This window comes from Cohnella nanjingensis (assembly GCF_014212125.1).
Classification (GTDB): domain Bacteria; phylum Bacillota; class Bacilli; order Paenibacillales; family Paenibacillaceae; genus Cohnella; species Cohnella nanjingensis.
Window position 1 is genome coordinate 29,228 of the sequence record NZ_JACJVP010000032.1, and the last position, 23,791, is coordinate 53,018.

The 23,791-nt window shown below is 57.0% G+C and carries 16 protein-coding genes and 1 pseudogene; 11 read left to right on the forward strand and 6 right to left on the reverse strand.

From position 1 onward, the window contains the following. Positions 1–155: 155 nt before the first annotated feature. Entirely contained in the window at positions 156–4,913 is a 4,758-nt protein-coding gene (locus tag H7C19_RS19805; RefSeq protein ID WP_246469618.1) for a X2-like carbohydrate binding domain-containing protein, read from the reverse strand. Between the two features lie 658 nt (positions 4,914–5,571). Between H7C19_RS19805 and H7C19_RS19810 the strand changes: the two genes are divergently transcribed. From H7C19_RS19810 to H7C19_RS19820, 3 genes are all read left to right on the forward strand, one after another. Further along, entirely contained in the window at positions 5,572–6,495 is a 924-nt protein-coding gene (locus tag H7C19_RS19810; RefSeq protein ID WP_221469351.1) for an ABC transporter permease, read from the forward strand. Between the two features lie 15 nt (positions 6,496–6,510). After that, a complete protein-coding gene (locus H7C19_RS19815; RefSeq protein ID WP_185670786.1) occupies positions 6,511–7,410 on the forward strand; it encodes a carbohydrate ABC transporter permease in 900 nt (299 codons plus the stop codon). Positions 7,411–7,557: 147 nt separating this feature from the next. Continuing rightward, positions 7,558–9,234, forward strand: coding sequence for an extracellular solute-binding protein (locus tag H7C19_RS19820; protein WP_185670787.1), 1,677 nt, complete (start codon positions 7,558–7,560; stop codon positions 9,232–9,234). 463 nt (positions 9,235–9,697) lie between these two features. Here the strand turns inward: H7C19_RS19820 and H7C19_RS19825 are convergent. Both H7C19_RS19825 and H7C19_RS19830 read right to left on the reverse strand, forming a co-directional pair. Then, positions 9,698–9,844, reverse strand: a pseudogene (locus H7C19_RS19825) (GTP-binding protein); the annotation flags it as partial. A 233-nt stretch (positions 9,845–10,077) separates the two neighbouring features. Then, positions 10,078–10,965, reverse strand: a complete 888-nt coding sequence (locus H7C19_RS19830) for a fructose bisphosphate aldolase (RefSeq protein WP_185670788.1) — start codon at positions 10,963–10,965, stop codon at positions 10,078–10,080. 175 nt (positions 10,966–11,140) lie between these two features. Between H7C19_RS19830 and H7C19_RS19835 the strand changes: the two genes are divergently transcribed. Next, the gene (locus tag H7C19_RS19835) at positions 11,141–11,632 is read left to right on the forward strand and encodes a YhcN/YlaJ family sporulation lipoprotein (protein ID WP_185670789.1); all 492 of its coding nucleotides are present in this window, start codon (positions 11,141–11,143) and stop codon (positions 11,630–11,632) included. 154 nt (positions 11,633–11,786) lie between these two features. Here the strand turns inward: H7C19_RS19835 and H7C19_RS19840 are convergent, their stop codons facing one another. Genes H7C19_RS19840 through H7C19_RS19850 form a run of 3 tightly spaced genes read right to left on the reverse strand, consistent with a single transcriptional unit; the run spans position 11,787 to position 15,486 of the window. Beyond that, entirely contained in the window at positions 11,787–12,941 is a 1,155-nt protein-coding gene (locus H7C19_RS19840; protein WP_185670790.1) for a Ger(x)C family spore germination protein, read from the reverse strand. Between the two features lie 8 nt (positions 12,942–12,949). Further along, complete coding sequence (locus tag H7C19_RS19845) at positions 12,950–14,401, reverse strand: spore germination protein (RefSeq protein ID WP_185670791.1); 1,452 nt, start codon at positions 14,399–14,401, stop codon at positions 12,950–12,952. Beyond that, positions 14,398–15,486 carry an endospore germination permease gene (locus H7C19_RS19850; RefSeq protein ID WP_185670792.1) on the reverse strand — a complete coding sequence of 363 codons (1,089 nt, stop codon included), beginning with the start codon at positions 15,484–15,486 and terminating at the stop codon, positions 14,398–14,400. Before H7C19_RS19850 ends, H7C19_RS19845 begins: the two co-directional genes overlap by 4 nt. A 192-nt stretch (positions 15,487–15,678) precedes the next feature. Between H7C19_RS19850 and H7C19_RS19855 the strand changes: the two genes are divergently transcribed. From H7C19_RS19855 to H7C19_RS19885, 7 genes are all read left to right on the forward strand, one after another. Next, entirely contained in the window at positions 15,679–17,124 is a 1,446-nt protein-coding gene (locus H7C19_RS19855; protein ID WP_185670793.1) for a spore germination protein, read from the forward strand. A gap of 13 nt (positions 17,125–17,137) precedes the next feature. Continuing rightward, complete coding sequence (locus tag H7C19_RS19860) at positions 17,138–18,325, forward strand: Ger(x)C family spore germination protein (RefSeq protein ID WP_185670794.1); 1,188 nt, start codon at positions 17,138–17,140, stop codon at positions 18,323–18,325. A gap of 18 nt (positions 18,326–18,343) precedes the next feature. Beyond that, complete coding sequence (locus H7C19_RS19865) at positions 18,344–19,432, forward strand: GerAB/ArcD/ProY family transporter (RefSeq protein ID WP_185670795.1); 1,089 nt, start codon at positions 18,344–18,346, stop codon at positions 19,430–19,432. A gap of 266 nt (positions 19,433–19,698) precedes the next feature. Then, complete coding sequence (locus H7C19_RS19870) at positions 19,699–20,463, forward strand: ABC transporter ATP-binding protein (RefSeq protein WP_185670796.1); 765 nt, start codon at positions 19,699–19,701, stop codon at positions 20,461–20,463. Continuing rightward, positions 20,460–21,206: an ABC transporter permease gene (locus H7C19_RS19875; RefSeq protein WP_185670797.1), complete on the forward strand. Its 747-nt coding sequence runs from the start codon at positions 20,460–20,462 to the stop codon at positions 21,204–21,206. The genes H7C19_RS19870 and H7C19_RS19875 overlap by 4 nt, the downstream gene beginning before the upstream one ends. Positions 21,207–21,253: 47 nt before the next feature. After that, on the forward strand, positions 21,254–22,765 hold the full coding sequence (locus tag H7C19_RS19880) for an AraC family transcriptional regulator (protein ID WP_185670798.1): 1,512 nt from the start codon (positions 21,254–21,256) through the stop codon (positions 22,763–22,765). Next, complete coding sequence (locus H7C19_RS19885; RefSeq protein WP_185670799.1) at positions 22,762–23,784, forward strand: FecCD family ABC transporter permease; 1,023 nt, start codon at positions 22,762–22,764, stop codon at positions 23,782–23,784. Before H7C19_RS19880 ends, H7C19_RS19885 begins: the two co-directional genes overlap by 4 nt. Positions 23,785–23,791 lie beyond the last annotated feature (7 nt).

Consider the following 23,791-nt stretch of genomic DNA (forward strand, 5'->3'; position numbering starts at 1 on the left):
ACCCAGTACGTCACTTTACGCTCCTTCGCCTCACCAAGGCTAAAGAGACGTACCCAGTACGTCTCTTTACGCGTGTTCGCCGCTCGCGGGAAAATAAGAAGCCGAAACGCTCCCGGGGAGGAGACGTTTCGGCTTCTTCGGTTGCCAATCCAAGATTAAGGAATCTGTTTCTCTCCGCCGCCGTCGGCCGGTGCGAAGTTGTGTTCGACCGAGGCTTCGAGGATGTCGCGTACAGCCCAGTGGCTGTTCGGAACGTCCCGCCATGGGGACTGCTCGACGCCATAGAGCGGCCCTCGGACCAGCGTCCGGTTGAGGACGACGACCGCTTCGGCCCGCGTCAGCGAATGATTCGGCCGGAACGCGCCGTCCTCGTAGCCTTTCAGGTAGCCTGCGCCTTGCGCGGCTCGGATCTCGTTCTCCGCCCAGTGGCCGATCGTATCCTTGAAGCCTTCGCCCGGAGCTTCAGACGTGGCTGTGACGCGAACGGCGAGGGCGGCCATCTCGGCGCGGGTGATAGGCTGCTCCGGCTTGAACGTGCCGTCGGCAAAGCCGTTCATCAATCCCATTTCCGTCGCCTGGGCGATGGCTTCCGCCGCCCAATGCCCCGGCTTGACGTCGCTGTACGCGCGGGTCGATCCGCCGGCATCGCGCGTGACGACGCGGGACAGGATCGTCGCCATCTCGGCGCGGGTGATGACTTTCTCCGGCTTGAACAGTCCGCCTTCGAAGCCTTGGATATAGGCGGCATGCGCGGCGGCGGCCGTATCGGCCGCTTTGACGAGCGCGAACGTGCTGAACTTGGAAGTCGTGAACTGGAGGCCGAAGCTGCCGCCGAACGCCGCGACGCTTCCCTTCTTGAATTCCTTCGTGCCGTCGCCGTGCTCGATGTAGACGCCGAGCCGTCCTAGTTCGGCTGCGCTCGGATTGCCGCCCTGTAGCGGCAGCATGAGCGACACTTCGCGATTCTGCAGATTCGTCTCGATCTCTACCGGCCGGCCGTTCAGCGCGACCTTGGCGCCGCCCGTCGCCGAGGCGACGGCCGTCGTCCCGTTCGCGCGCTGCACGATCTGCGCTCCAAGCTCCGCCGATCTGACCGGCACGAGCGTGAAGATCACGTCGCCGTCCAGTCCTTGGAGGGATGCGTTCGGAATATGGATCTTCGCGTGGACCGTGTCGAGGTCCAGATCGAGCCCGCTGCGGAAGATCCGGCCGACCGCGTCTTGGTCCAGCGTCACGTTGATTGAAGACGCCTCGTCCTTCGCATCCGTGATGGCGACGACGACCGCTTTCGAGCCGGACGCCTGCTGCCGGTCGATCAGCGCTTTCGCGATGTCGCCCGTGAGCTTCGCTTCGTCTTTGAAGGTTCCATCGGGCTGCTGCGTCCGCTTGACGATGACGATCGGCGTCGTATCGACGGTTCCCCCGCCGCCACCACCGCCGCCACCGCCGCCGCTACCGCCGTCGCCCGGGGACCCCGGATCCGGCTCGCTTGTCGATGCCGGTACGGCGAATCGGAGCGCGTCCACGAGCATCAGCTCGCCCGACGTTTTGACGACCTTGATCGTATGCAGGCCGTTCGCTAGCCCGCCGATCGCGAACAGCTGCTGCTGCGCGTTGCGGGTCGCCGCATGCGCGCTCACCGTCTGTCTCAGCTGTCCGTCGATATAGACGTCCATATCGCCTTGTCGCGGACCGGTCGGAGACAGCAGCTCCACGCCCGTGCCCTTGAACGCATACTGGAAGTATGCGCCGTTCTCCGCAGATGCGTGCACATCGTCTCCATAATCGCCCGCGAAGCTGAACGTCAGCTTCGTCGTGCCGACCGGCTGCGCTGCCAGATAGGTCGGCAGGAAAGTGACCCGACTGCCTTCTACCGTATAGTCGGCGCCGCGGACGAGCGCGCTCGCGCCGTTCGAGATGCCGGTCAAGCTATCGATGCTGGCGAGCACGTTCACGCTCAAGCCCGACGGCCCGGCAACGGCCTTGTCGTAGTCGACCGAAGAGACGTCGAGCAGATCGGGGAGCTGCACCCGCAGCGCGTCCAGCAGCATGAATTGGCCCGATCGCTTGACCGCTTTGATCGTATGGAGACCGTTCGTGAGGCCCGAGATGGAGAAGACAGTCTGCTGCGGCTTGTTGTGGGCATTCGCCTCATAGGTGCTGAACAAGCCTTGGCTCGCGTCGTCGATGTAGATCTCGATATTCCCTTGGCCCTGATCGACCTCGGTTAAGTAGTCGATGCCCGTTCCTTGGAACGTATACGTGAAGGAATCCCCGTTGTTCTCGACCCAATGCACATCGTCCTTGTAGTCCCCGAGGTTACGGCCGCTGCTGCGGTTCCACGCCCCGGTGTACCGAATGGCGGGATCGTCGTCGTTGATCATCGCGTAGCGCCCAGGCGAAGACGAATTATTCACCGTGACGGCGAGCGTCCGCGCGTCGCTGCGGGCGAACTCGAACGTCAGCTTTGTCACGCCGACCGGGCGGTTCGCCAGATACGCCTTCAGGATATGGACGACGTCGCCGGCTACGACGTAGTCTTCGCCTTCCTTCAGGCTGCCGTCGCCGTTCTTGATGCCGGTCAGACTGTTTCCTTCGGGAAGCGTCAGCTTCACCGCGAGGTCGGCCTGGGCCGTCGGACGCTTGTCGAAGCTGGCGACCGTCGGTTCGATCGACGTGCCGGAGATCGCCAAGGTCAGGCGCTGCGTATCGCCTCCGGCGAATTCGAACGTCAGCTCGGCCGGCTGGCCGGACGGCTGCCGCATCAGGTAGTCCGACTTGATCGTCACGACGTCGTCGCTGACCGTATAGTCGGTGCCAAGCTGCAGCGCCGCAGCGCCATTCTTGATGCCGGCGAACGAAGCGGAGCCGAACGGCAGCGCCGTCGTGATATCCGCCGGTTGATCCTTGTTGAAGCTGTTCGACGAAGGCGCCTCGAGCAGCGAGTTCGTCGTCACCTTGAAGGCGTCGAGGAGGAAGTAGTATTGGCCGCCGTCGTTCCGCACGATCCTAATGGTGTGCGATCCCTGATCCAGGCCCGAGATGCCGTACGCGGCATACTGGCCCGCCTGCGACGCGTTCTCGGCGTCAACCGTTTCCTTGAATTCTCCGTCGACATAGACGTCCAGCTTGCCGCTGCTGGGGCTCCGCTCCACCAGCACCTCGATGCCCGTGCCGCTGAACGTATACGAAACCTCCGGCTGCGTGCCGTTGTCCGGCTCTCCGTAGTGGACGTCGCCCATGTAATCGCCGAAGGAGCGGCCGCTGCTGTAGCCCCAGCGGTTGGCATATTGGATCGCCGGATCGTTGTCGTTAATCATGACGGTATGGGAGACGGCCGCGGCATCCGCCGCCAGCGCTTCCGGCTGCGTCTGGCTATCGCCGGCTGCCCCGTCCCCGGTCGATTGCGCCGTTCGCGCAGACGAGGAATCCGAGACGAGGACGGTCAGATCCTGCGCGTCCCGCACCAGTTCGTTGCCGCCGTTTCGCGTCCACGTTCCGGTGTATCTCATGCCGGTGTCGTCGTCGTTGACCGTGGCCGTGCCGCTGTTGGCCGTTACCTTGAACAGACGGGAAGCATGCGGCTCCAGGTAGACCGGCGCGATGCCGGAGGCGAAGGCGCCGAGCTCCTGATGGCTCCACAGATCGCGCACGGAGGCGGAGCCGTTCAAGCCGATATCCCGCCAGTTGACGCCGACCGAAGCGCCCTTGCTGCCGAGGTTGAACAAGGCTACCGTATACGTCCCGTCGCCGTTGTTGGCGTACCAGGCTTGCTGGTCGGACGCCGTCGACACCGGATGCACCGGGTGGCCGGCCTGATTGACGGCGATGACTTCGTCGTTGGTCAGCAGGCCGAGGCCGTATTCGTCCAGATTGGACAGGTCGTCGCCGGTGTAGAGCTGCGCGGACGAGGCGGCCCACAGCGTCATGGCCGTCTGACGCTCGTCCTTGGTCAGCCCGGAGGTCGCGCCATTGCCGACGTTGAGGGAGTCGAAGTCGTTCCATCCCCCGGGGCCGGCATCGCGCCACCACATCGCCGCGTCCGGGAACAGCCTGGCGATGTTGCTCCATTGCGTCATCCCGACGTCGCGGTTGTACGCTTCCACGTCCCAATCGACGCGCCAGCCGTTGGCGTATTGCTTCCAATAATCCGCGTAATTGTGATCGAGCGCCCAACTGAGCTCGAACCAGATGTGGTGCTTGCTCAGCGCCTGCGACCAAGCTTTGACGTCGTCGCGGGCGTCGATAGACGTATCGTTATGGCCGGAGCCGGGCGTCACGCTATCGAATTTGACGAAGTCGACGCCCCATGAAGCAATCAGATCGGCGATCGAATCGACATATTTCTGCGCGCAGGGGTTGCTGAAGTCGATCTTGTATCCGATGTTCCAATAATCCGCATATTTGTAGGGCTTTACGGCGATATCCCCGATCGTGCAGCCGGACGGCCCCGAAGGATCGTAGATCGGGAGGTTCTGCTCGACCGCGGCCGGGGATACGCCCGGGATGAGATAGATCCCGATCTTCTGCCCGTTGCGGTGCACGTAGTCGACGAGATTCTCGAATCCGCCGGGATACAGCTGCGCGCTCGGGATCGGCCGGCCGTAGCCGTCCATGCTGCCGTTCCAGCCCGCATCGATATTGATATAATTGTAGCCGTGAGCTTGCAGCTTCTCGTGCATGGCATCGGACATCTTCTTGATCTTCGCTTCGGAGATCCAATTGCCGGCTTGGCCGTCGTACACCTGCAGGCTGTAGCTGCTCCAGCCCATGTACGGCTTCAAGGCCAGTCCGTTGTCGGCCGCCGCCGCTACGTTCGGCCTCGGGCCGGCGAATCCGATCTGCGCGATGACGACGAGCGCGAGCAGCAGTCCGATCCAGCTCTTGCGCCGCCGATGTGAATGATGTTTCAATTCCCGCAACCCCTTTTAAAAGAAGAGTGGTCTTGCCCCCGCGCGGCAAAGCCTATCGCCTTCGACCGCGAGCGACGGTCTGGCGCGCCCTCCTTCGCAACCTCCTTTCTTCGTCAGGCCAATCATTTATGAGAGCGCTTACCGTACATCGATTGTAGATCAGGTCGCCTTTCTCCAGGTAGGTACAACTCGGTCGTTCATCGTACGAATTGTCCGATATCCGGGGTACAAATCGCGCGAAGAGCGGACATTTCGCTCCGGGATCCGGCGCGTCCCGCGAAGGACGGAGGTTCTGATCGCTTCTTTATAGAAGGAAGAGATGCGGCTATCGTCCTGCGCCCGGCCGGACCGTCCGTCTCGAAGCCGCCGGATTCCGCAATGAGTTCCGGTCTAAGGGGCGCCAAGGATGTGCCTAATCGAAGCCAACCTGCCATCGCTCCCAGGGCGGCACCTCGCAACCGTACGATGAAGGCGGGAGGAGGCGCGCGAGAGTGGCCGCCCAGCGCGAAACTGTACCTCGTTTAACGGGAGAGCTGTACGGTTGAAAACGCAATTGTACCTACCTCGCAGGCTTGAAACCCTTTACGATTGATCCTGTAGAAAACGCTCTCATAACATCGCGCATTGCATCCATCACGAATTGGAAGAAGGGATTCATTTGGAAGCCGCAGGCAAACGCCCCGAAGCCAGAAAAAGCTTCGCCAGGCACTGGCAGTTGTATCTCGTTATCGCACCGCCGCTTTTGTTCTTTCTGATCTTCAAATACTATCCGATGCTGAACGCCGTGCTCGCCTTCAAGGACTACTACGTCACGAAGGGCATATGGGGAAGTCCGTGGATCGGATTCAAAAACTTCGAAATGTTTTTCGAGAATCCGATATTCTGGACGCTCGTCAAAAATACGCTGCTCATCAGCTTCTATCTGCTGCTGGCGGGATTCCCGATTCCGATCTTGCTCGCGCTCATGCTCAATGAAGTGAGGAACCAGAGGTTCAAGCGGCTCGTGCAGCTGGTTACCTTCGCTCCTTACTTCATTTCGACCGTCGTCATGGTGTCGATTCTCATGCTGTTCCTGGCGCCGCGCCTCGGATTCGTGAACGTCTTCCTGAACCATCTGGGGATGAGCTCCGTGAACTTCCTCGGCAACCCCGGCCTGTTCTCCTCCATCTTCGTATGGTCGGATATCTGGCAGACGGCGGGATACTCCGCGGTGATCTATCTGGCGGCGCTGTCGGCGGTCGATCCCACGCTCTACGAAGCGGCGAAGGTAGACGGGGCTTCCCGGTTCCAGAAGATATGGAACGTCGACCTCCCGGGCATTCTGCCGACGATCACGATCATTCTCATTCTGAACGTCGGCAGCGTCATGGCGATCGGCTTCGAGAAGATCTATCTGCTGCAGAACAACTTGAACATCTCGAGTTCCGAGATCATCGCCACGTACGTGTACCGGATCGGCTTGCTGAACGCCAACTATAGCTTCGCGACGGCGGTCGGCCTGTTCAATTCGGTCATCAACCTGGTACTGTTGTTCTCGGTGAACGCGTTGGCTCGACGTTTCTCCAATTCTAGCATTTGGTAATCGAGGGGTGATGACATGGCAACAGCAGCAACCAGAATCAAGGAATCCGCAGCGGATCGGGCGTTTCTCATCGTCGTCTACGCTATATTGATCGTCGTGGTGATCGCCGTGCTCTATCCGCTCATCTATATCGTCAGCAGTTCGGTCAGCAGTCCGTCCGCCGTGTCCGCGGGGCGGGTATGGCTGTGGCCCGTCGATCTCTCGTTGAAGGGCTACCAGACGCTGTTCAAAGATCCGCAGGTGCTGACCGGTTACGGCAATTCCCTGTTCTACACGGCAGCCGGCACGGCCATCAGCGTGTGCCTGACGGTGATGCTCGCTTACCCGCTATCGCGCAAAACGCTGTTCGGCCGCAATCTGCTCATGATGGTGATCACGTTCACGATGCTGTTCAGCGGCGGACTGATCCCCACGTACATGGTCGTCAAAGCGCTCGGCATGATCGACTCGCGTTGGGCGCTGCTCATTCCGAACGCGGTCTGGGTGTGGCAGGTGATCATCGCCCGATCGTTCTTTCAATCGTCGATCCCCGAAGAACTCGTCGAAGCGAGCGAGATGGACGGCTGCAGCGACCTTCGCTTCATGCGGAGCGTCGTGATCCCGCTGTCCAAGCCGATCATCGCCGTACTCGTCCTCATGTACGCGGTCGGCCAATGGAACGCCTACTTCGACGCGCTGATCTATCTGAAGACCGCGGACAAGTTCCCGCTGCAGCTCATCCTGCGCAGCATCATCATCCAGAACAACAGCGGCAACTCCGTCATGGACGCGATGAAGCAGGTCGAACGCCAGCAGCTCGCCGAGCTGCTCAAGTATTCGTTGATCGTCGTCGCTACGCTGCCCGTGCTGATCATCTATCCGTTCGTGCAGCGCCACTTCGTGCAAGGCATGCTCGTCGGCTCGGTCAAAGGATGACCGGGCCCCGCGCCAATCGGAACCGGCATTCCTCGGGAGGGGTGATCGACATGTAGCGCGCCGTCGGAGATCGCGAACGAAACGGCAAAGGGAACGGCATGTACAGCTTCACCCAACCGACATGATGAAAAAGGGAGCGAAAAACGCATGTTGAAAAAGAGAATGGTAAGTCTGCTGGCGATCGTCCTGGTGCTGGGAGCGGTATTGTCGGCCTGTTCCAAAAACGGCAACGGGGAAGGCGGCGCCTCCTCGCCGGCGGCATCCGGCTCCTCCTCGGAGGCGGCCGCCAAGCCGGTCAACATCAAGATGTTCGCGGTGCAGGAGCCCAACATCGATCTGGCGACCAACAAATACACGCAGTTCGCGGAAAAGAAATTCAACATCAAGTTCAACTTCGAGACGGTCACCTCGGACGGCGCCAAGGAGAAACGCCAAATCTCGCTGGCGAGCGGCGACTATCCGGACGCGTATATGCTGACGGCCTACATCGATCAATTCTCGCAGGCGGATCTGCTGAAGTACGGCAAGCAAGGCGTGCTTATTCCGCTCAACGATCTGATCGACCAGTATGCGCCCAACATCAAAGCCGCCCTCGACAGCAACGCGGACTTCAAGGCGTTAAGCGTCTCCCCGGACGGCAACATCTACGGCTTGCCTTCCTATACGCAGTGCTTCCACTGCTCGTATCCGAACAAGATGTGGATCAACACGAAGTGGCTCACCGACCTGAAGCTGGATATGCCGAAAACGACGGAAGACTTCAAAAAAGTTTTGGAAGCGTTTAAAAACGAAGATCCGAACCATAACGGCGCGAAAGACGAAGTACCGCTCAGCGGCTCGATCGAGGATTACGGCGTGCGCGTCATTCCGTTCCTCATGAACGCGTTCGTCTACGACGACGACCGCAATCACCTGCTCATGAAAGACGGCAAAGTCTCTTCCGCCGCCACGACGGAACAATGGAAGCAAGGTTTGGCTTATATCAAATCGCTGTACGACGAGGGCTTGATCGATCCGGGCGCGTTCACCCAGAACTCCGAAGCGTTCAAGAAAATCGGCGAGAACGGCAGCGCGCAAATTCTGGGCGCCGGCGCGGGCATGCACCCGGCCATCTTCGTGAACATCGACGTCGGCAACAAAAATTCCAAAGACTATAACCCCGTTCCCCCTCTGACGGGGCCGGGCGGCATCGCCTTGGCCACGCACGACGGCGGCGGCGTATCCCCGGGCGCGAAGTTCGCCATCACGAATAAGGCGAGCAAGGACGCGCAAATCGCGCTGATCAAGTTCGTGGACTACATGTACACCCCCGAAGGTCAAACGAACGCGGCGTCGGGCATGGAAGGCATCGACTGGAGAAAGCCGAAGGAAGGCGAAGTCGCGCTCGGAGAAGGCGTAACGCCGCAGTTCGCTTCGATTCCCGCGGTGGAAGGCGAAGCGCCGCGCAACGCCGGCTGGAGCGGCATGGGCCACTTCTATCAGCCGAAGGAGTATCGCGACAGCTTCGTTCAAGGCACGGACATCTACGATTCCGCCAACTACGAGCGCCGGTTGTACCAAGCGACCCTGCTCTATCAAGGGCACGAGCCGCAGGAGCTGTTCCCGCTGTGGGCGATCTGGCTCGATCCGTCCGAGACCGACGAAGCAAGCCTGCTGCAGACGAACATCCGGACGTATATCGACGAGAACGCGCTGCAGTTCATCACCGGCCACAAGAACCTCGACAAGGACTGGGACGGCTACCTGAAAGGGCTGAAGGATCTGAAGCTGGACCGCTATCTCGAGATTTTGCAAAAAGCATACGACGGTTCCACCTTCAAGTAAACGGAAGGATGGCGGGCCGGGCGCTTGACCGCGATTCGCGGCAGCGCCCGGCTTTCTTTTATGAAAATGGGTCTTGGCCATTATCGCTTTCAGGGCTTACACGCCTAATAATCGCAGGGAATATTCGTCTTCGGTTGAGCAAAGGTCACCTGGAATTCATCGGCTGGGACCTGTCCGGTGGTGCTTGATGGTGGTTCTTTCTTGTGGCTCTTTCTCGTGGTGGCTGTTCCCCAATAAATTGTATTCATNNTACATTTACAACTGTTCGGTCGGAGTTGGAGGTCCGGAGGTCTGGAGGTCTGGAGGTCTGGAGTTCTGGAGGTCTGGAGGTCCGGAGGTCTGGAGGTCCGGAGATCCGGAGGTCTGATAAATCTATGATGATGGAACAATAGGTGCATAGAATGTCAGAATGTCCGCTTACCACCAAATAAGAATCAGATAGGCCATGTAGAATTTATCGTTGCAGCTCGTAAAGCCGGAAGACGATGACCGCGATTTTCTGACCGTGATCCGCCGTAAGCACATGATTAAGCAAAGTTGTCTTGCCTGCTCCTAGAAAACCGGTTAGCACGGTGACGGGAATGCGGGTATCGACGGGGGAGACTGTCATTGCTTTTCACTCCTTCAGATGTTTATTAAATGTAATAATTACTATTAAGAGAATAATGGATGAAGAATCGCTTGTCAAACGTACGGAACGATCCGTTGTCTGAAATATCATCATGTTCATGTGGAGGTTCAATAGGATCGGAGCTTTGCGGCATGATGACAACGTCCCGCATCCGATGGATGCGGGACGTTGTCGCGGGATGAAGAAGGGGATAGGGGATGAGGGGATGTCTCTTATCGAATAGAAGCTTCGTAAATGTCCCGAACGGATTGGGACAGCATCGCGTCGAATTCCTCGTCGGTCTGTCCGGCAGCGAGTCCCTGCGACAGGGCGCGCGAGAAGCTGGCGATCAATCCGTGATGGCGCGCGAGCTTCTCGTTGGCTTCCGCTTGCGAGTAGCCGCCGGACAGCGCCACGACCCGCACGACATGCGGATCCGCCATCAGATCGCTGTAGAAGTTGTCTTCCGTCGGGATGGAGAGTTTAAGCATGATTTTCTCGTCATCGCCAAGGGCCGACAACTGCTCGACGATCGCCGCCTTCAACAGCTTTTCCGAGGCAGCCTTGTCCGCGCTGTAGATATCGACTTCCGGTTCGATGATCGGAACCAGGCCCTTGGCTATGATTTGTTTGCCGATGGCGAACTGCTGCTCCACGACTTTGCGGATGCCGGCGGGATTGGCTTCCTTAATGACCGACCGCATCTTCGTCCCGAAGATGTTGCGCCCGACCGCCCGCTTTAACAAGTCGTCCAGATCGGGGATGGGCTTCAGGAGCTGAACCCCGTCTTCCGGGTCGGCGAGCCCTTTGTCGACTTTGAGGAACGGTACGATGCCCTTCCGCTCCCAGAGATAATCGGCGGTCCATTGACCGTCGATGGCACGGTCCATCGTGTTCTCGAATAAGATCGCGCCTAAGATGTGCCGGGAATCGAATGCGGGACTCTTGATGATGCGCGTTCTCATCTCGTGCACCAAGGCGTACATCTCATCCTCGTTGGAATAGCTGTTTTCCGCAACGCCATACTGCAACAGTGCCTTGGGGGTGCTTCCGCCGCTCTGGTCCAAGGCCGCGATAAAGCCTTTGCCCTTACGGATTCGATCCAATTGCTCGGCATTCATGGATAGTTCTCCTTCCCTTTGGTGGACTGAATGGCATCTTTGATATCATCATTATAGCACTTGGACGGTCCAAGCGGCGACATAGGCACACCTTGTCAGTCAGGAAGCGTGATTAACAAGCGAATGAAATGGATTTGGTTCGCGCATCCTACACGCAAGGAGGCGAAAACTGAAAATGTATAAAAAATTTGGGGTAGTGGCGTTGACTATGTTGCTTGTTTTTGTCGGAACAGGATGTACGAAACATAATGGTTTAAAAACGAATCAATATAAAGCACGTTCAACTCAACAAAGTACAAACGCCAATTCGACACATCCTTCCTTTAACAAAAAGGTTTCTGAAAAAATCACAAAGCATGTTATGACAGTTAAGGGCGTTAAAAAAGCAACTGTCTTTGTGCATGATCGCGATGCGATTGTCGGCATCGATGTAAAAGATGGCGAAAATACGACAAGGGTTGCGCAGAACGTGCGGAATAGCGCCGAAAAGGCCGAATCTGGATACAAAGTCCATGTAACGGCAGATAAAAATCTGCATACTCGTATACAAACCATTCATACGCAAAGTTTGGCGCCTCTGGACGGTCATCCGGTTCGAAACTTTGCGGAAGATGTCAGGATTCTCATTCGCGATATTGGCCAAACTGCTACTGCTCCTTTCCGTTGAAGCGGGGTGCGTTAACGCTCGCGAGCAGGGACGGTTATCCTATCCCAAGCGATGACCATCACGAATGGAAGGCTTGATTCCCAAAAGGGGTCATCCCGTAAGCGAACCGCTTAAGGGATGACCCTTCTTTTCTTACGACCCGCGGCAAGTCGGGTTATTCAAGCACGTAGGTTCTGAGCATGCCGCTATGCATGAGCTTGATATCGACGTCGATCGATTCCAGCGAATCTTTGGTCAAATGAACGTTACCTTGTTTTTCGATTCGCTTCCACCTATCGTAATGATGTACATACGTGGAGTAGTCAAGTTGGTAGATATCCGCTTTTAACGCAACCGCGTGAAGGAATGTCTCCCGGATCTCCTTCCGGATAAGGGATTTCGCGAGTCGCTTCATTTCCTGCTCGGTTGCGGCGTCGTTCATCTCGACGATATTGCCCTTAACGGACAGTTTGATTCGGTAACGGGGCAACCCCTTCACGAATGTCTCCCTCATTTTCACCTTGGGACTCCCTAACGATAGAACCCCGATCACCCGACCGCCGTCCATGATCGGAAGCGGCGTTCGCTCCGTCCCCGGGTTCATCCAGCGCAGCCCGATCAGTTGATCGTTGCTCAGCCATCCTTTGACGGTCTTGCCGCTGATGAGGAAGGCGCCGCTAACTTGCAGTTTGGGTTCCGCCTCCCGGTTCTTTTTCCATTGACTCTGGTTGACGCTAAGCGTGGGCAGAACGACGGTCTTGCCGGGCTCCAGAATGTCCGCAAAAAAATGAAGCCAGCGAATCGGTTTGATCCACGATCTTTGTTTGTAATTGCTAATCGGTTCGTGAAGAATCGTCGATATGGAAGACATATTGAATAAATCGGGCGTCGTGAACAACGTTTCGATGTTATCCCGCGTCCCGTAAATCCATTGCGAGAAGCGCGTATCGTAAAACCGGTCATAAGCGTCCTCGAATCCCTGAACCCCTTCTTTCAAAGCGGCTTCCGTCACGACGATCGAGGTGATATGGCTCCACAGCGTTTTTTGCTGAGCCGTCTGATACAAATGGTTGGCGGCCATGTTGACGGTTGCCCCTACCCCTTTCCCGACATAAGTAACGGGCGGAGACTCGCTCTTCCCTTTTTCCTGTTTCGCCACGTAACTGAAGTCAAGCATCTGCGCGAACATGGTATGCCGATGATCGGCATAGTCGAAGGCGATCGCGGATACGTATCGATTTTTTTCGATGTCGGAGCTGTCCCAACATCCGGTTAGCGATAACGTCGCGAGCGCGGCCGAGGCTATTCCAACGATCCGAATCGGATTCATGACTGTCCTTACTCCTTATCTTCGAGATCCGGTCGTCTTAGCATGACCGGCTTCTTGTCTTTCCAACGCTTCGGAACGTCCAATACCGCCTTTAGAATATCCTTGAACGAGACCGGGGATAGTGGTTCCAAATATCCGATGCCCAGCGAGCTTAGTCCCGACAAATAGACGACAATGGAGAACATGCCGATAAAAAAGCCGAACATGCCAAGTACGGAAGAGACGATCAGTACATACAGCCTCATGACGCTGACGGTTCCGCTAAGAGACAAGTTAACTAGCGTAAATGTCGATACGGCCGTAACCGCCGAAACGACCAGCATCGTAGGAGACGTTAACCCCGCGCGAATCGCCGCATCGCCGACGATCAAACCTCCGACGACCGCTACCGTTTGGCCAACGGCCTTCGGAAGTCGGGCCCCCGCCTCGCGAAACAACTCGAACATTCCCAGCATGAGCACCGCCTCCATCGAGACCGAGAGCGGCAGGCCGACTCTGGAGTTGGCCACGGTGGCCAGCAGACGGAAAGGCAATTGCTCGCTGTTGAAAGCGCATAACGCGACCCAAAAACCCGGCAAAAAAATGGCGACGAATAGACCGATCATACGAAGCAAGCGTTCGAAAGCCACGAAGTAATACGGCAAATGCAAATCTTCCGGCGACTTGATCTGCTCCAACAAATTGCTTGGAAAGATGAGGGCCATCGGCGATCCGTTCATCAGCACCGCCAGGCGTCCCCGCACCAAGGACTCAGCGACGAAATCGGGCCTTCCGATGTAATCGATCAGCGGGAAGAGGGGGGATTTTGAATCTCCCAGCGCTTCTTCCAATTGGGAACTGCTCAGCAACGACTCGGATTCAAACGCTTTGATCCGGTCGCGCGCTTCCTTGATCAAGGCGGAGGGGGCGATTCCGCTTATATGCATCAGGGACACTTCCGTCCTGGAATGGTCCCCCAACGTAAATTTTTCATTGTGTAGTTTGGAGGTGCGCAATCGTTTGCGGATTAACGCGACGTTCGTCGACAACTCTTCGGTAAACCCGTCCCGGGGGCCTTTTAACGAAATTTCGGTTAATGATTCCGAAGGGGTTCTCTTTGGAATGTTCTCCATGTTATGGGCGAAAAACCGTTTCGTCCGATGATGAAGCAGAAGCAGCGCCCCGCTGAACAGGCGGAGCGACAAGTCCTCGTCGGATTGCAGCTCCGTCAGCTCCAATCGGGCCTGCAGGGCGGTCCACGCTTCAGAATCGGATTTGCCGCTGCGGAACGACTGCTCCAAGGAGGGGAGAACGGTCTCGGACAACTGCTTGCTGTCCCCCATCCCTTCGCAATAAACCAACGTAAACGTCTCACCCGTTTCGCCGAAGGCGTTGGTGCTGATTTTGATATCCTCGCTGCCCCGATAATACGAACGCAGCTTCTCCTCATCCCACTCATGAATGTAGCTTTTCTTGTTCATGCCCCTGCCCCTTTCTTGCGCGCAGTCCATACTACCGTCAATAGCAGCCATAAGGAGGAGAAGAGAATAATGGCGAAAGCGCCGATATAGTACCATCTGACGATGCGCAGATAAACCATATCGTTGATCATCGGTATGGCTACCAGCAGCAGCAAAATGCCGGCTACGATGGCGATCGTGTATTTTCGCGAACGCTCGCTCTTGCTTTTCAGCAAATCGGCGATCAAATAAAGCATCAGCGAAATACGGATAAAGGCGCCCGCAAGCCATTGGTAGATCGACAGAAAATCCAGGTGGGAAACGTAGTCTCCGATCCGGACCAGCCGCCATTGCTCGAAGGTCGGGTATCTGATCTGCGCGGACTTATATCCGAAGGAGGCAATGGACCCCGCCAAAGGACCGATGGTCAATCCGGATATGATCAGCACCAGAATCATGAGATGATACCACTTGAATTTGCCGCGGATATGATGCTGAATCAGCACGAGAATGAATATCTCGATAAAGCTGCCGGCTGCATACATCATGCAAGATGCGATCGAGGAGAAGCGGTTCGTAAAGAGGGGAAAGAGAAGGGCATAACGCTTGAATTGGAAATTCGCCGACATGACGAAATAACCGAGCACCCAGACGGCAGGCAGCAACACTCCCGCGCAGATGGCAATGGATCGGATGCCTTTCATGGCCGAATAAACGCAGAGCGCGAGCAAGGAGAGAGCCGTCACCAGAATCGGGGTTTCCGGCAAGTACGAAGTCCTTGTCCAGACGATCACTTCTTTGAACGTCACAAAAGCGTTCGTCAGGAAAAAGGATAGAAACGGGACGAGTAGAAGCAGGGCTAAAGCAGGGTGAGCGTGCGTGCGAAGCCACGATAAAATGTTCGTCTGGCGGGTTTTTTTGGCGATCCAGTAGGGCAGCAGCGTCCACAACAGGCAGAGGGGGAGCACTAGAATGACGCTGATCCAGGAATCTTTATTGGCGGTATGGAGGAGCAAAGGGATGATCGTCACGTGGTTGTCGAGGCCGATCGCCATGATCAAGACCATGCTGGCCTGTAGAATGGTAATGCTTCCTTTGGGCAGCAAGGCTCGTATCCCTCCTCGGACTCGGTCACTCCAAGTATGGACAGTTACCAATCTAATTAGCCCTCTCCGCGCGACAAAAAATCCATACCGAATGCAGTTGCCGGCCGAACGCTAAGACGCAGCTGGCCTTCATGTTTCAATGCCCTCACTTATGATCAAACTAGGTTGGTGAGGAAAGCGAGGGGACATGGAGTGAAACGGAATAACCGTCCGCTACAAGAGCAAATCGGACAATTCAAAAGCGAGTTGGGCAACAGCGCCGACTTGTCCATACGCGAATGCGCCGTTGGGGTCAAACAAATACCGATCGCGGTCCTATGGCTGGACGGGATTGTTGACACCCAATCGCTGAATGAAGGCGTGCTGGCTCCGTTGATTTCTCGTACCCGAGAGTTAGACGTGACCGCGCATGAAGACTTATATATATGGCTTCAAAATTCCGTCATCACCGCCAAAAAAGTATCGCATGCGCTATCGATCGATCAGGCGATTACGCTTCTGCTTTCCGGGCATTCGATTGTGGTCATGGACGGATGCGAGGGGAGCATCGCAGTCGAGACTTTGGGAATTGAGACGCGCAGCATCGAGGAACCTGCTTCCACGGTCGTTGTGCGAGGCCCGCGCGACGGGTTCGTTGAATCGCTCGAGGTGAATGTGTCTCTCATTCGCCGGCGAATCCAGAACAAGAAGCTGCGAGTAGAAGCGATGACGGTCGGCAGCGTTACCCATACCTCAATCCTGATCCTCTATTTACAGGACCGCGCTCCGGAGGAGACCGTCGCCGAAGTGCGCAGACGTCTGAGTCAAATTCATATCGATGCCGTTCTCGAGTCGCATTATATTGAAGAAATCATCAGAGACAATGCCCGGTCCCTTTTCCCTACCGTCTACAGCACGGAACGTCCGGACGATATCGCGGGCGGAATCGTCGAAGGCAGGGTTGCGCTAATGGTCAATGGCACGCCGTTCGTCCTGCTCGTCCCGTGTACGCTATTTCATTTGATGAAGACTTCGGAAGATTATTATTTAGCTTACCCGGTGGCGACCTTCGTCCGCTGGCTTCGTTATATCGGCTTGTTCATTGCCTTATTATTTCCATCCCTATATGTGGGCGTGCTCATGTTTCATCCCGAGATGGTTCCGCCGTATCTCCTGAGCAGTATACTTTCCGCGCGCGAAGGCGTTCCGTTTCCGCTGTTGATCGAAGCGCTTCTCATGGAGCTCACCTTCGAAGGTTTGCGAGAAGCCGGTATTCGGATGCCGCGCGCGGTCGGTTCGGCTATCAGCATCGTCGGGGCGCTTGTTATCGGGGAATCGGCAGTCAGAGCGGGGATCATTTCTTCTCCGACCGTCATTATCGTTGCCGGCACAGCTATTTCCTCTTTTATTATTCCATCCATCGACCTGTCGGGCACCATACGATTGCTCCGGTTTTTCATGCTGATTTGCGCTTCGTTGTTTGGATTATACGGCGTTTTATTCGGTTTGATCCTAATTGGCATTCATTTAACGACGCTCCGCTCCTTCGGGATCTCGTATCTGGCCCCTATTGCTCCGTACAAGAAGGATGAAGCCCGGAAAACCTTGATTCGCGTACCCTGGTGGACACTACGAACCCATTCCAGAAGACATCGGTGATTGGGGGAACGGCATGCATACTTGGAAGCGCCCCTATTCCCGCTTGGGGCTTCGTTTATTAAAGGGATTTTCCCTTCTATTTTTGTTGCTTGTAATGAGCGGATGCTGGGGGCAAAAAAATATCGATCAACTCACGGTAGTCGCGGCGATCGGGCTGGATGCCGCCCCGGACGATCGAATCGAGATGAGCGTACAATTGGTGAATCCTACGCTGCCCGTAGCTGCAGGCGCAGGCGGACAGCGGCGACCGTTCGCCATGTATGCCGCCGAAGGCGACACGATTTTCGAGGCGATGGAGCAGATTCGCAAACAGGCGAAAAAAAATCTTTTTTTTCCGCAATCGCGAATCATTCTGATCGAAGAGGAGCTGGCCCGACGCGGAATTGAAGAATATACGGATTTCTTTTGGCGCGACACGCAGCAGAACCCGCTCAGCTGGATCTTGATCTCTAAACAACCCGCCCGCGATACGCTGCAGAAGTCGAAGGAATTGGAAGATGTCCCCTCCGAAGAATGGAGCGATTTTATTAAAAACAGACGCGGGAATTCATCCGTTACTTTGGAGCTGTATAAGTTTCTGCCGCGGCTGGATCAAGTCGGTTTCCAAGCGTACGCGGCAGGCATAGCTCCGGTATCCAAGGGCGGGGAAGAGACCATGGCCATTCGCGAAATAGCTGTTTTCAAGCAGCATAAGCTGGTGGGTTGGCTGACCGATAGGCAAGCGCAAGTCCTTGGCTGGCTGCAAGGCAAGTCGCACAACGGAATGATCCAATTTGAGCTGCAAGATCGAGGACCGAAGCCTGTCGTATTCGAATTGAAACAAATCAAAGTGCGACTGGTTCCCAGTGTTTACCGCAATCGGGTTGCGTATCGCGTCGGGATCAGGGCAAAGGCCGAGCTCAAATCCTCCGTAAAAAGTCTTGACTTGACAGATGTTCAAACGAATCGGTTATTGGAAAAGAAATTGGCCGCGCAAATCCGGGAATCCGTCGAACAAACGATTGAACGCGTATGCAGAACATATAACAGCGATGTCATCGGGTTCGGCGAAGCTTTGCATCAATCCTACCCGCGGCAATGGAAACGGATGAAGAAGCGCTGGAACGAAGAGTTGGCTGATCTGGACGTTCAGGTCAGCGTATCGGTTCCCATTATTAAAACCGGATTGAAAAGCGATCAACGCGGATTACAACCGGAATGAGCGAAAGGAGGAGGAGCGTTGAAACGTAAAATTTCGGATCTCCAATTCTTTTTCATCATTTTCGTCTCCGTTGCTTCCCTTACCTATTTCTCCATCCCGACGCAGCTCGTTCCGAAAGCGAGGCAGGATTTATGGCTATCGATGGCGATCGGTGCCGCCGTCGACATTTATGTCGCCTATATTCTTCATTGGCTGGGGCGAAAATACCCCGGCCAATCGCTTATCCAGTACAGTCGAACCGTACTGGGGCCAATCGGGACGCTATTTGGCTTTATTTTTGTCCTGTTTTTCTTAATCGTGATCGTTTCCGCCATGTGGCTGTTCTGCAAATTTCTTTCAACCACGCTGATGCCGGATACGCCAGGGATCATATTTTCGGCAACAATGACGCTTGCGACCGGCTGGGCGGCTTATCACGGTTTGGAATCTATCGCCAGATTGGCTCAATTCATTTCGGTTCTCATCCTGTCGGCTTCCGTGCTGCTGATTCTGTTTTCGATTCGGGAACTGAACCTCCATTATTTGCTGCCCCCATTCGAAAACGGAGTAGGCCCTGCGATCAAAGGGGCGGTTTACCCGGCGAGCTGGTTTGGCATCTGCATCGTCATAGGGATGTTAATGCCGCACCTTGCAAATCCGAAACGTACGTTCAAGATGAAAGCTTCTGCCGTTTTGCTCGGCGCTTTCGTCATGACCGTTACGTTTCTATGCAGTATGGCCGTCATCGGGCCCTATATGGCCAGTCGCATCGATTATCCGATTTACATGTTTTCCCGCATTATTCATTTGGCCTTTTTTGAACGGTTCGATATTTTATTGATGCTCATTTATATTTCCGGAACGTTCATCACTTTTTCGACGTTGTATTATGGCGCGGCGGTAGGCGCGGCACAGTTGTTCGGCACCCGAACGCATCGCAATTGGGTGAAAGCTTTTGCGATTTTTTTTGTCGCAAGTCCGCTTCTGCCGTTCAGCAATAATGCTTCGTATGCATTTCTCTTTTTCGATAAATGGTTTCCGTTATTCGGTTTGCTAATTGAGGGGGGAATCACGACGCTGATCTTCGTTGCGGCACTCGCCAAAGATAGAATCGAACGTCGAAGATAGCAAGGATTAAGATGTGTATGAGTTGCCCGAAGCGGCCTCGACCTTGGAAGTTCATCGGATTACAATGCTTCGAACACGCCTTGAGGCGTGTTTTTTTTGCGCCTTATTCGGTAATAGATTTGCCGGTCCAATTTACATACAATAAAGGGGGAAGGCAACGCTCCTCTCCATCAGAATCGTCAGATTCAAAAGATTCTTTTCATTCTCATTGAAAATGATTATCATTTATAGTGGCATGCCGGAGCATGTTCAGCAGGGGGAGAACGATGCCGAACGTATTGGAAATAACCGGACTCGCGAAACGATCGCGACAGGAGGGGAACGAGGCTTCCTCTTCCGGTCTTTTGTTCTCCGAAGTGACCGCGACGATCAAGGAGCCGGAACGGATCGCGCTGCTCGGCGTGTCGGGCCAGGGCAAATCGACGCTGCTGCGCATTCTGGCCAAGCTGGATACGGCGGATAACGGAAGCATCGCGCTCTACGGGACCGCGTCGGACGGCGCGGATCCGCGCAGGTGGAGGATGCGGATGGGCTATGTCGCCCAGCTGCCGGTCATGCTGCCGGGGAGCGTCGAATTCAATCTGAGGACCGTCAGCAGGTTGCATGGAACCGAATATGACCGCAAGCTGGCGGAGCGGCTGATGGGCGAGCTCGGTCTTGAGAATCTGGCGTTGTCGAAGCCGGCGACGGAGCTGTCCGGCGGCGAGAAGCAGCGGCTGTCGCTGGCTCGCTCGCTGATGCTGAGACCCGATGTGCTCTTGCTTGACGAGATTACGGCATCGCTGGACCGGGGCAGCAAGGAGAGAGTCGAGCGGCTGCTGCTGCGATGGCATCAGGAAGAAGGAACGGCGATGATCTGGGTGACCCATGACCTCGAGCAGGCGCGGCAAACGTGCGGCCGGGTATGGTTCATGGGGGAAGGCACGCTGCTGGAGGATACGCCTGCCGATGCATTCTTTCGGGCGCCGGCGACGGAACTGGCTAGCGCGTATCTGCGAACCCCCGCCGGAAGGGAGCTGGAGCATTCATGACGTATACGGCGCTTAGCTTCACGCTGTTGTTCGTGATCGCGACGATTCTGGTGTCCGTCTGGCAGAAACTCGGCCTCGAGCGGGATATCGCGTTGGGGACCATCCGCGCGGCCGTTCAGCTGCTGGCGGTCGGCTATGTGCTGCAATTCGTGTTCGAGGCCGATCATCCGGCTTTTCTGGTCCTCATTATCGCGTGCATGATCGGCGTCGCTTCCTGGAATGCGGGCAAGCGCGGCCGGGGTATGCCGGGTATCGTCTGGCGGATCGCCATGGCGTTAACGGCGACCGAAGCGGTATTAATGTCGCTGTTTCTAGGTCTACATATGATTAAAGCCACGCCCCAATACATCATCCCGTTAAGCGGCATGACGATCGGCAGCGGGATGATCGTCGCGGGATTGTTCATCGGTCATCTGAAGCGGGAGGCCGAGACGGTCCGGGGAGAGATCGAGACGCTGCTGTCGCTGGGCGCGACGGCGAAGCAGGCGATCCACGATTGCCTGAAGCGGGCGGTCAAGTTCAGCATGATCCCGACCATCGACGGGATGAAGACGGTCGGGCTGGTGCAGCTTCCCGGCATGATGACGGGGATGATCGTCGCCGGAGCCGATCCGGTCGAAGCGGTGCGCTACCAGATTCTGATCGTCTTCTCGTTTACTTGCTCGGCCGCGCTCATGAGCATGCTGCTGAGCGCCCTGATCTACCGTTTATGGTTCACCGCGGATCTGCGGATTCGAGAATGACGAAGAAGGAGGCGGATGCGGGAATGCGCTCGCAGGAGAACGATTACTTGAGCGGAACGATATTCGAGATCGTCGAGGCTCGCGTCGCGGCGCAGGCGCCGTCTTGGGCAGGAGGGGACTCGGCGCTCCGCCGCCACACGTTGTTGTTCGCGTCCGCGGGGTGCGGCGAACTGACCGTGAGCGGCCGATCGGCGAAGCTGGCGCCGGATCATCTGTACCTGTTCGCCCCGGGGACCGACGTTCAGCTGGAACTGGAGGAGGGACGGGAAGCGGAGATCTATTGGGTCGCGTTCGACCTGTTCCGCATGGCGGAGCGCTCCGATTCGATCCGGTCGTTCGAGCGGGACCTCACCTTCCCGGCCGAAGGGAATTACCGGATGAGCGGGAGCCGCTTCAAGCGCTTCTTCAGCCTGCTCGCCCAGGAAGGGGAGGCGCCGACGGGCGGAAGCCGGTTCCTCGCCCAACAATATTTGTACGAGATGCTGGATGACCTGCTCCAGCGGCGTACCGAATCGGCGGATTCGGACGACGCGCAGGCGGGGCTCAAGCTATCCATCTCCTATATGCAGCGGCACTATCGGGAAGACATACGCGTGGACAAGCTCGCGGAGCTCGCCCGTCTGCACCCGACTTACTACTCCCATCTCTTCAAGCGGACGATGAAGCGGACGCCCGTCTCTTTCCTGACCCATCTGCGCATGAACAAAGCCAAAGAGATGCTGCTGCAGACCGACAAGCCGGTGCGCGATATCGCGCGGGACGTCGGGTACGACGACGAATTCTACTTCAGCCGGCGCTTCAAGAAAACGAACGGCATCGCCCCGACCGTCTACACGAAGCGAAGCGATCTGAAGATCGTCTCGTTGTCCTATCCTTACACCGACCACTTGTATACGCTCGGACTGACGCCCTGCGCCGCCCAAGTCCATCGTTATATCCCATTGGAGACCCGCAAGCTGGATCTGCCCAAGCATGCGTCGGAGCCTTGGGAGATCGGCAGACAGGCATTCATCGACATCCAGCCCGACCTCATTCTATGCAAGGATAACGTGCTGCCGAAGGCAAGAGAGCACGTGAACGACATCGCGCCGATCATCTCTATCCCTTGGACGAGCAAGGATGTCTTCGAGCATCTGCGCGTGATCGCCGAGCTGCTAGGCAGGAAGCAGGAGGCCCGGCTCTGGCTCGACAACCACGAGAGGCGGGCGGAGCAGCTCCGCCGTCAGGTGCGCAGCTCGATCGGATCGGCGACCGTGGCGATCTGCGTCGTGAAGGAATCGGGTCTGCGGATGTACGGATCGCGCAACGTCGGACACGTGTTCTACCGGTCGCTCCAGCTCTCCCCGCCGGAGCGGATTGCGCAACTCATGGAGCCCCATCCGGCGGGAACGGCTTTCAATTGGACCGGATTCGCTCCCGAGGAGCTGGCGCATTTCGAAGCGGATTACTTGCTGCTCGCCGTATCGAGCGCGAATCAGCGGAGGAGCATCCAGCGGCTGCTGATGACGGAGCCGGCCTGGAAGACGCATCCCGCGGTACTCGGCCGTCGGGTCCGATGAGAGAACGGAATGTCGGCTCCAGGAGCGGCAAGGCCGTCGCCGCGTGCGCCATCTTGACTGTCGTCGCGCTGGCCGTTATCCTCGTCGGACTGAATACGGGAACGCTCCGCTTGTCCCCGGCCGAGGTAGGGAGAACCTTGTTCGGCTACGGGCCCGCCGACGGCAGCATCGCGCTGTTCGAATACCGTATGCCGCGCATCTTCGTGACCGTGCTTGCCGGCATCGGTCTGGGCACCGCGGGCGCGGTTCTCCAAGGCGTGTCGCGCAATGCGCTGGCCGATCCGGGCATTCTGGGACTGTATGCGGGGGCCGCGTTCGGTCTGATCGCATTCGTCTCCTTTTTCCGGACGATGGAAGGACCGGCGGCGCTGCTGATCCCGCTTTTTACCTTTGCCGGCGGGATCGTCATTGCGGTCATCGTCTTCGCGCTATCGTACGACCGCTATCGGGGGCTGCTGCCGATTCGGCTCATCCTGGTCGGCATCGCCGTCGAAGCCGGATTTAGCGCGGTGACGCTGTTCCTGTCGCTGCGCCTGGACGAGAATACTTACGCGTTCGCGGCCCGCTGGCTGGCCGGCAGCGTATGGGGCCGCGATTGGATCAACGCGTGGGCGCTGCTACCTTGGATCGCGGTACTCGTACCGTACGTCTATTCCCGCTCCCGCACGCTGGACGTATTGGCGATTGGCGACGATCGGGCTACCGGCCTTGGGATCGCCGTCACGCGACACCGGATCGCCTTGCTGGCGGCGGCGGTCGCCCTCTCTTGCGCAAGCGTCTCGATGGCGGGCGGGATCGGCTTCATCGGACTCATATCCCCGCATATCGCCAGAAAGCTGGCGGGCCCGATACACCGCCATTTCCTGCCGGTGTCGGGACTGACCGGCATGGTCATCCTGGTGACGGCGGATACGATCGGGCGGTCCGTATTCGCGCCGAACGCGATTCCCGCCGGCGTCGTCGTAGCTGCGCTCGGCGCGCCGTTCTTCTTGTATCTGCTGCTCAGGCATAAAACCTAAACGCATG

What these genes read in the sequence shown, in the direction of transcription:
- H7C19_RS19830 (WP_185670788.1), bottom strand. Translation starts at nt 10,965, where the DNA reads ATGAATGCCGAGCAATTGGATCGAATCCGTAAGGGCAAAGGCTTTATC.
- H7C19_RS19885 (WP_185670799.1), top strand. Translation starts at nt 22,762, where the DNA reads ATGAGAGAACGGAATGTCGGCTCCAGGAGCGGCAAGGCCGTCGCCGCG.
- H7C19_RS19835 (WP_185670789.1), top strand. Translation starts at nt 11,141, where the DNA reads ATGTATAAAAAATTTGGGGTAGTGGCGTTGACTATGTTGCTTGTTTTT.
- H7C19_RS19815 (WP_185670786.1), top strand. Translation starts at nt 6,511, where the DNA reads ATGGCAACAGCAGCAACCAGAATCAAGGAATCCGCAGCGGATCGGGCG.
- H7C19_RS19875 (WP_185670797.1), top strand. Translation starts at nt 20,460, where the DNA reads ATGACGTATACGGCGCTTAGCTTCACGCTGTTGTTCGTGATCGCGACG.
- H7C19_RS19860 (WP_185670794.1), top strand. Translation starts at nt 17,138, where the DNA reads ATGCATACTTGGAAGCGCCCCTATTCCCGCTTGGGGCTTCGTTTATTA.
- H7C19_RS19870 (WP_185670796.1), top strand. Translation starts at nt 19,699, where the DNA reads ATGCCGAACGTATTGGAAATAACCGGACTCGCGAAACGATCGCGACAG.
- H7C19_RS19845 (WP_185670791.1), bottom strand. Translation starts at nt 14,401, where the DNA reads ATGAACAAGAAAAGCTACATTCATGAGTGGGATGAGGAGAAGCTGCGT.
- H7C19_RS19820 (WP_185670787.1), top strand. Translation starts at nt 7,558, where the DNA reads ATGTTGAAAAAGAGAATGGTAAGTCTGCTGGCGATCGTCCTGGTGCTG.
- H7C19_RS19840 (WP_185670790.1), bottom strand. Translation starts at nt 12,941, where the DNA reads ATGAATCCGATTCGGATCGTTGGAATAGCCTCGGCCGCGCTCGCGACG.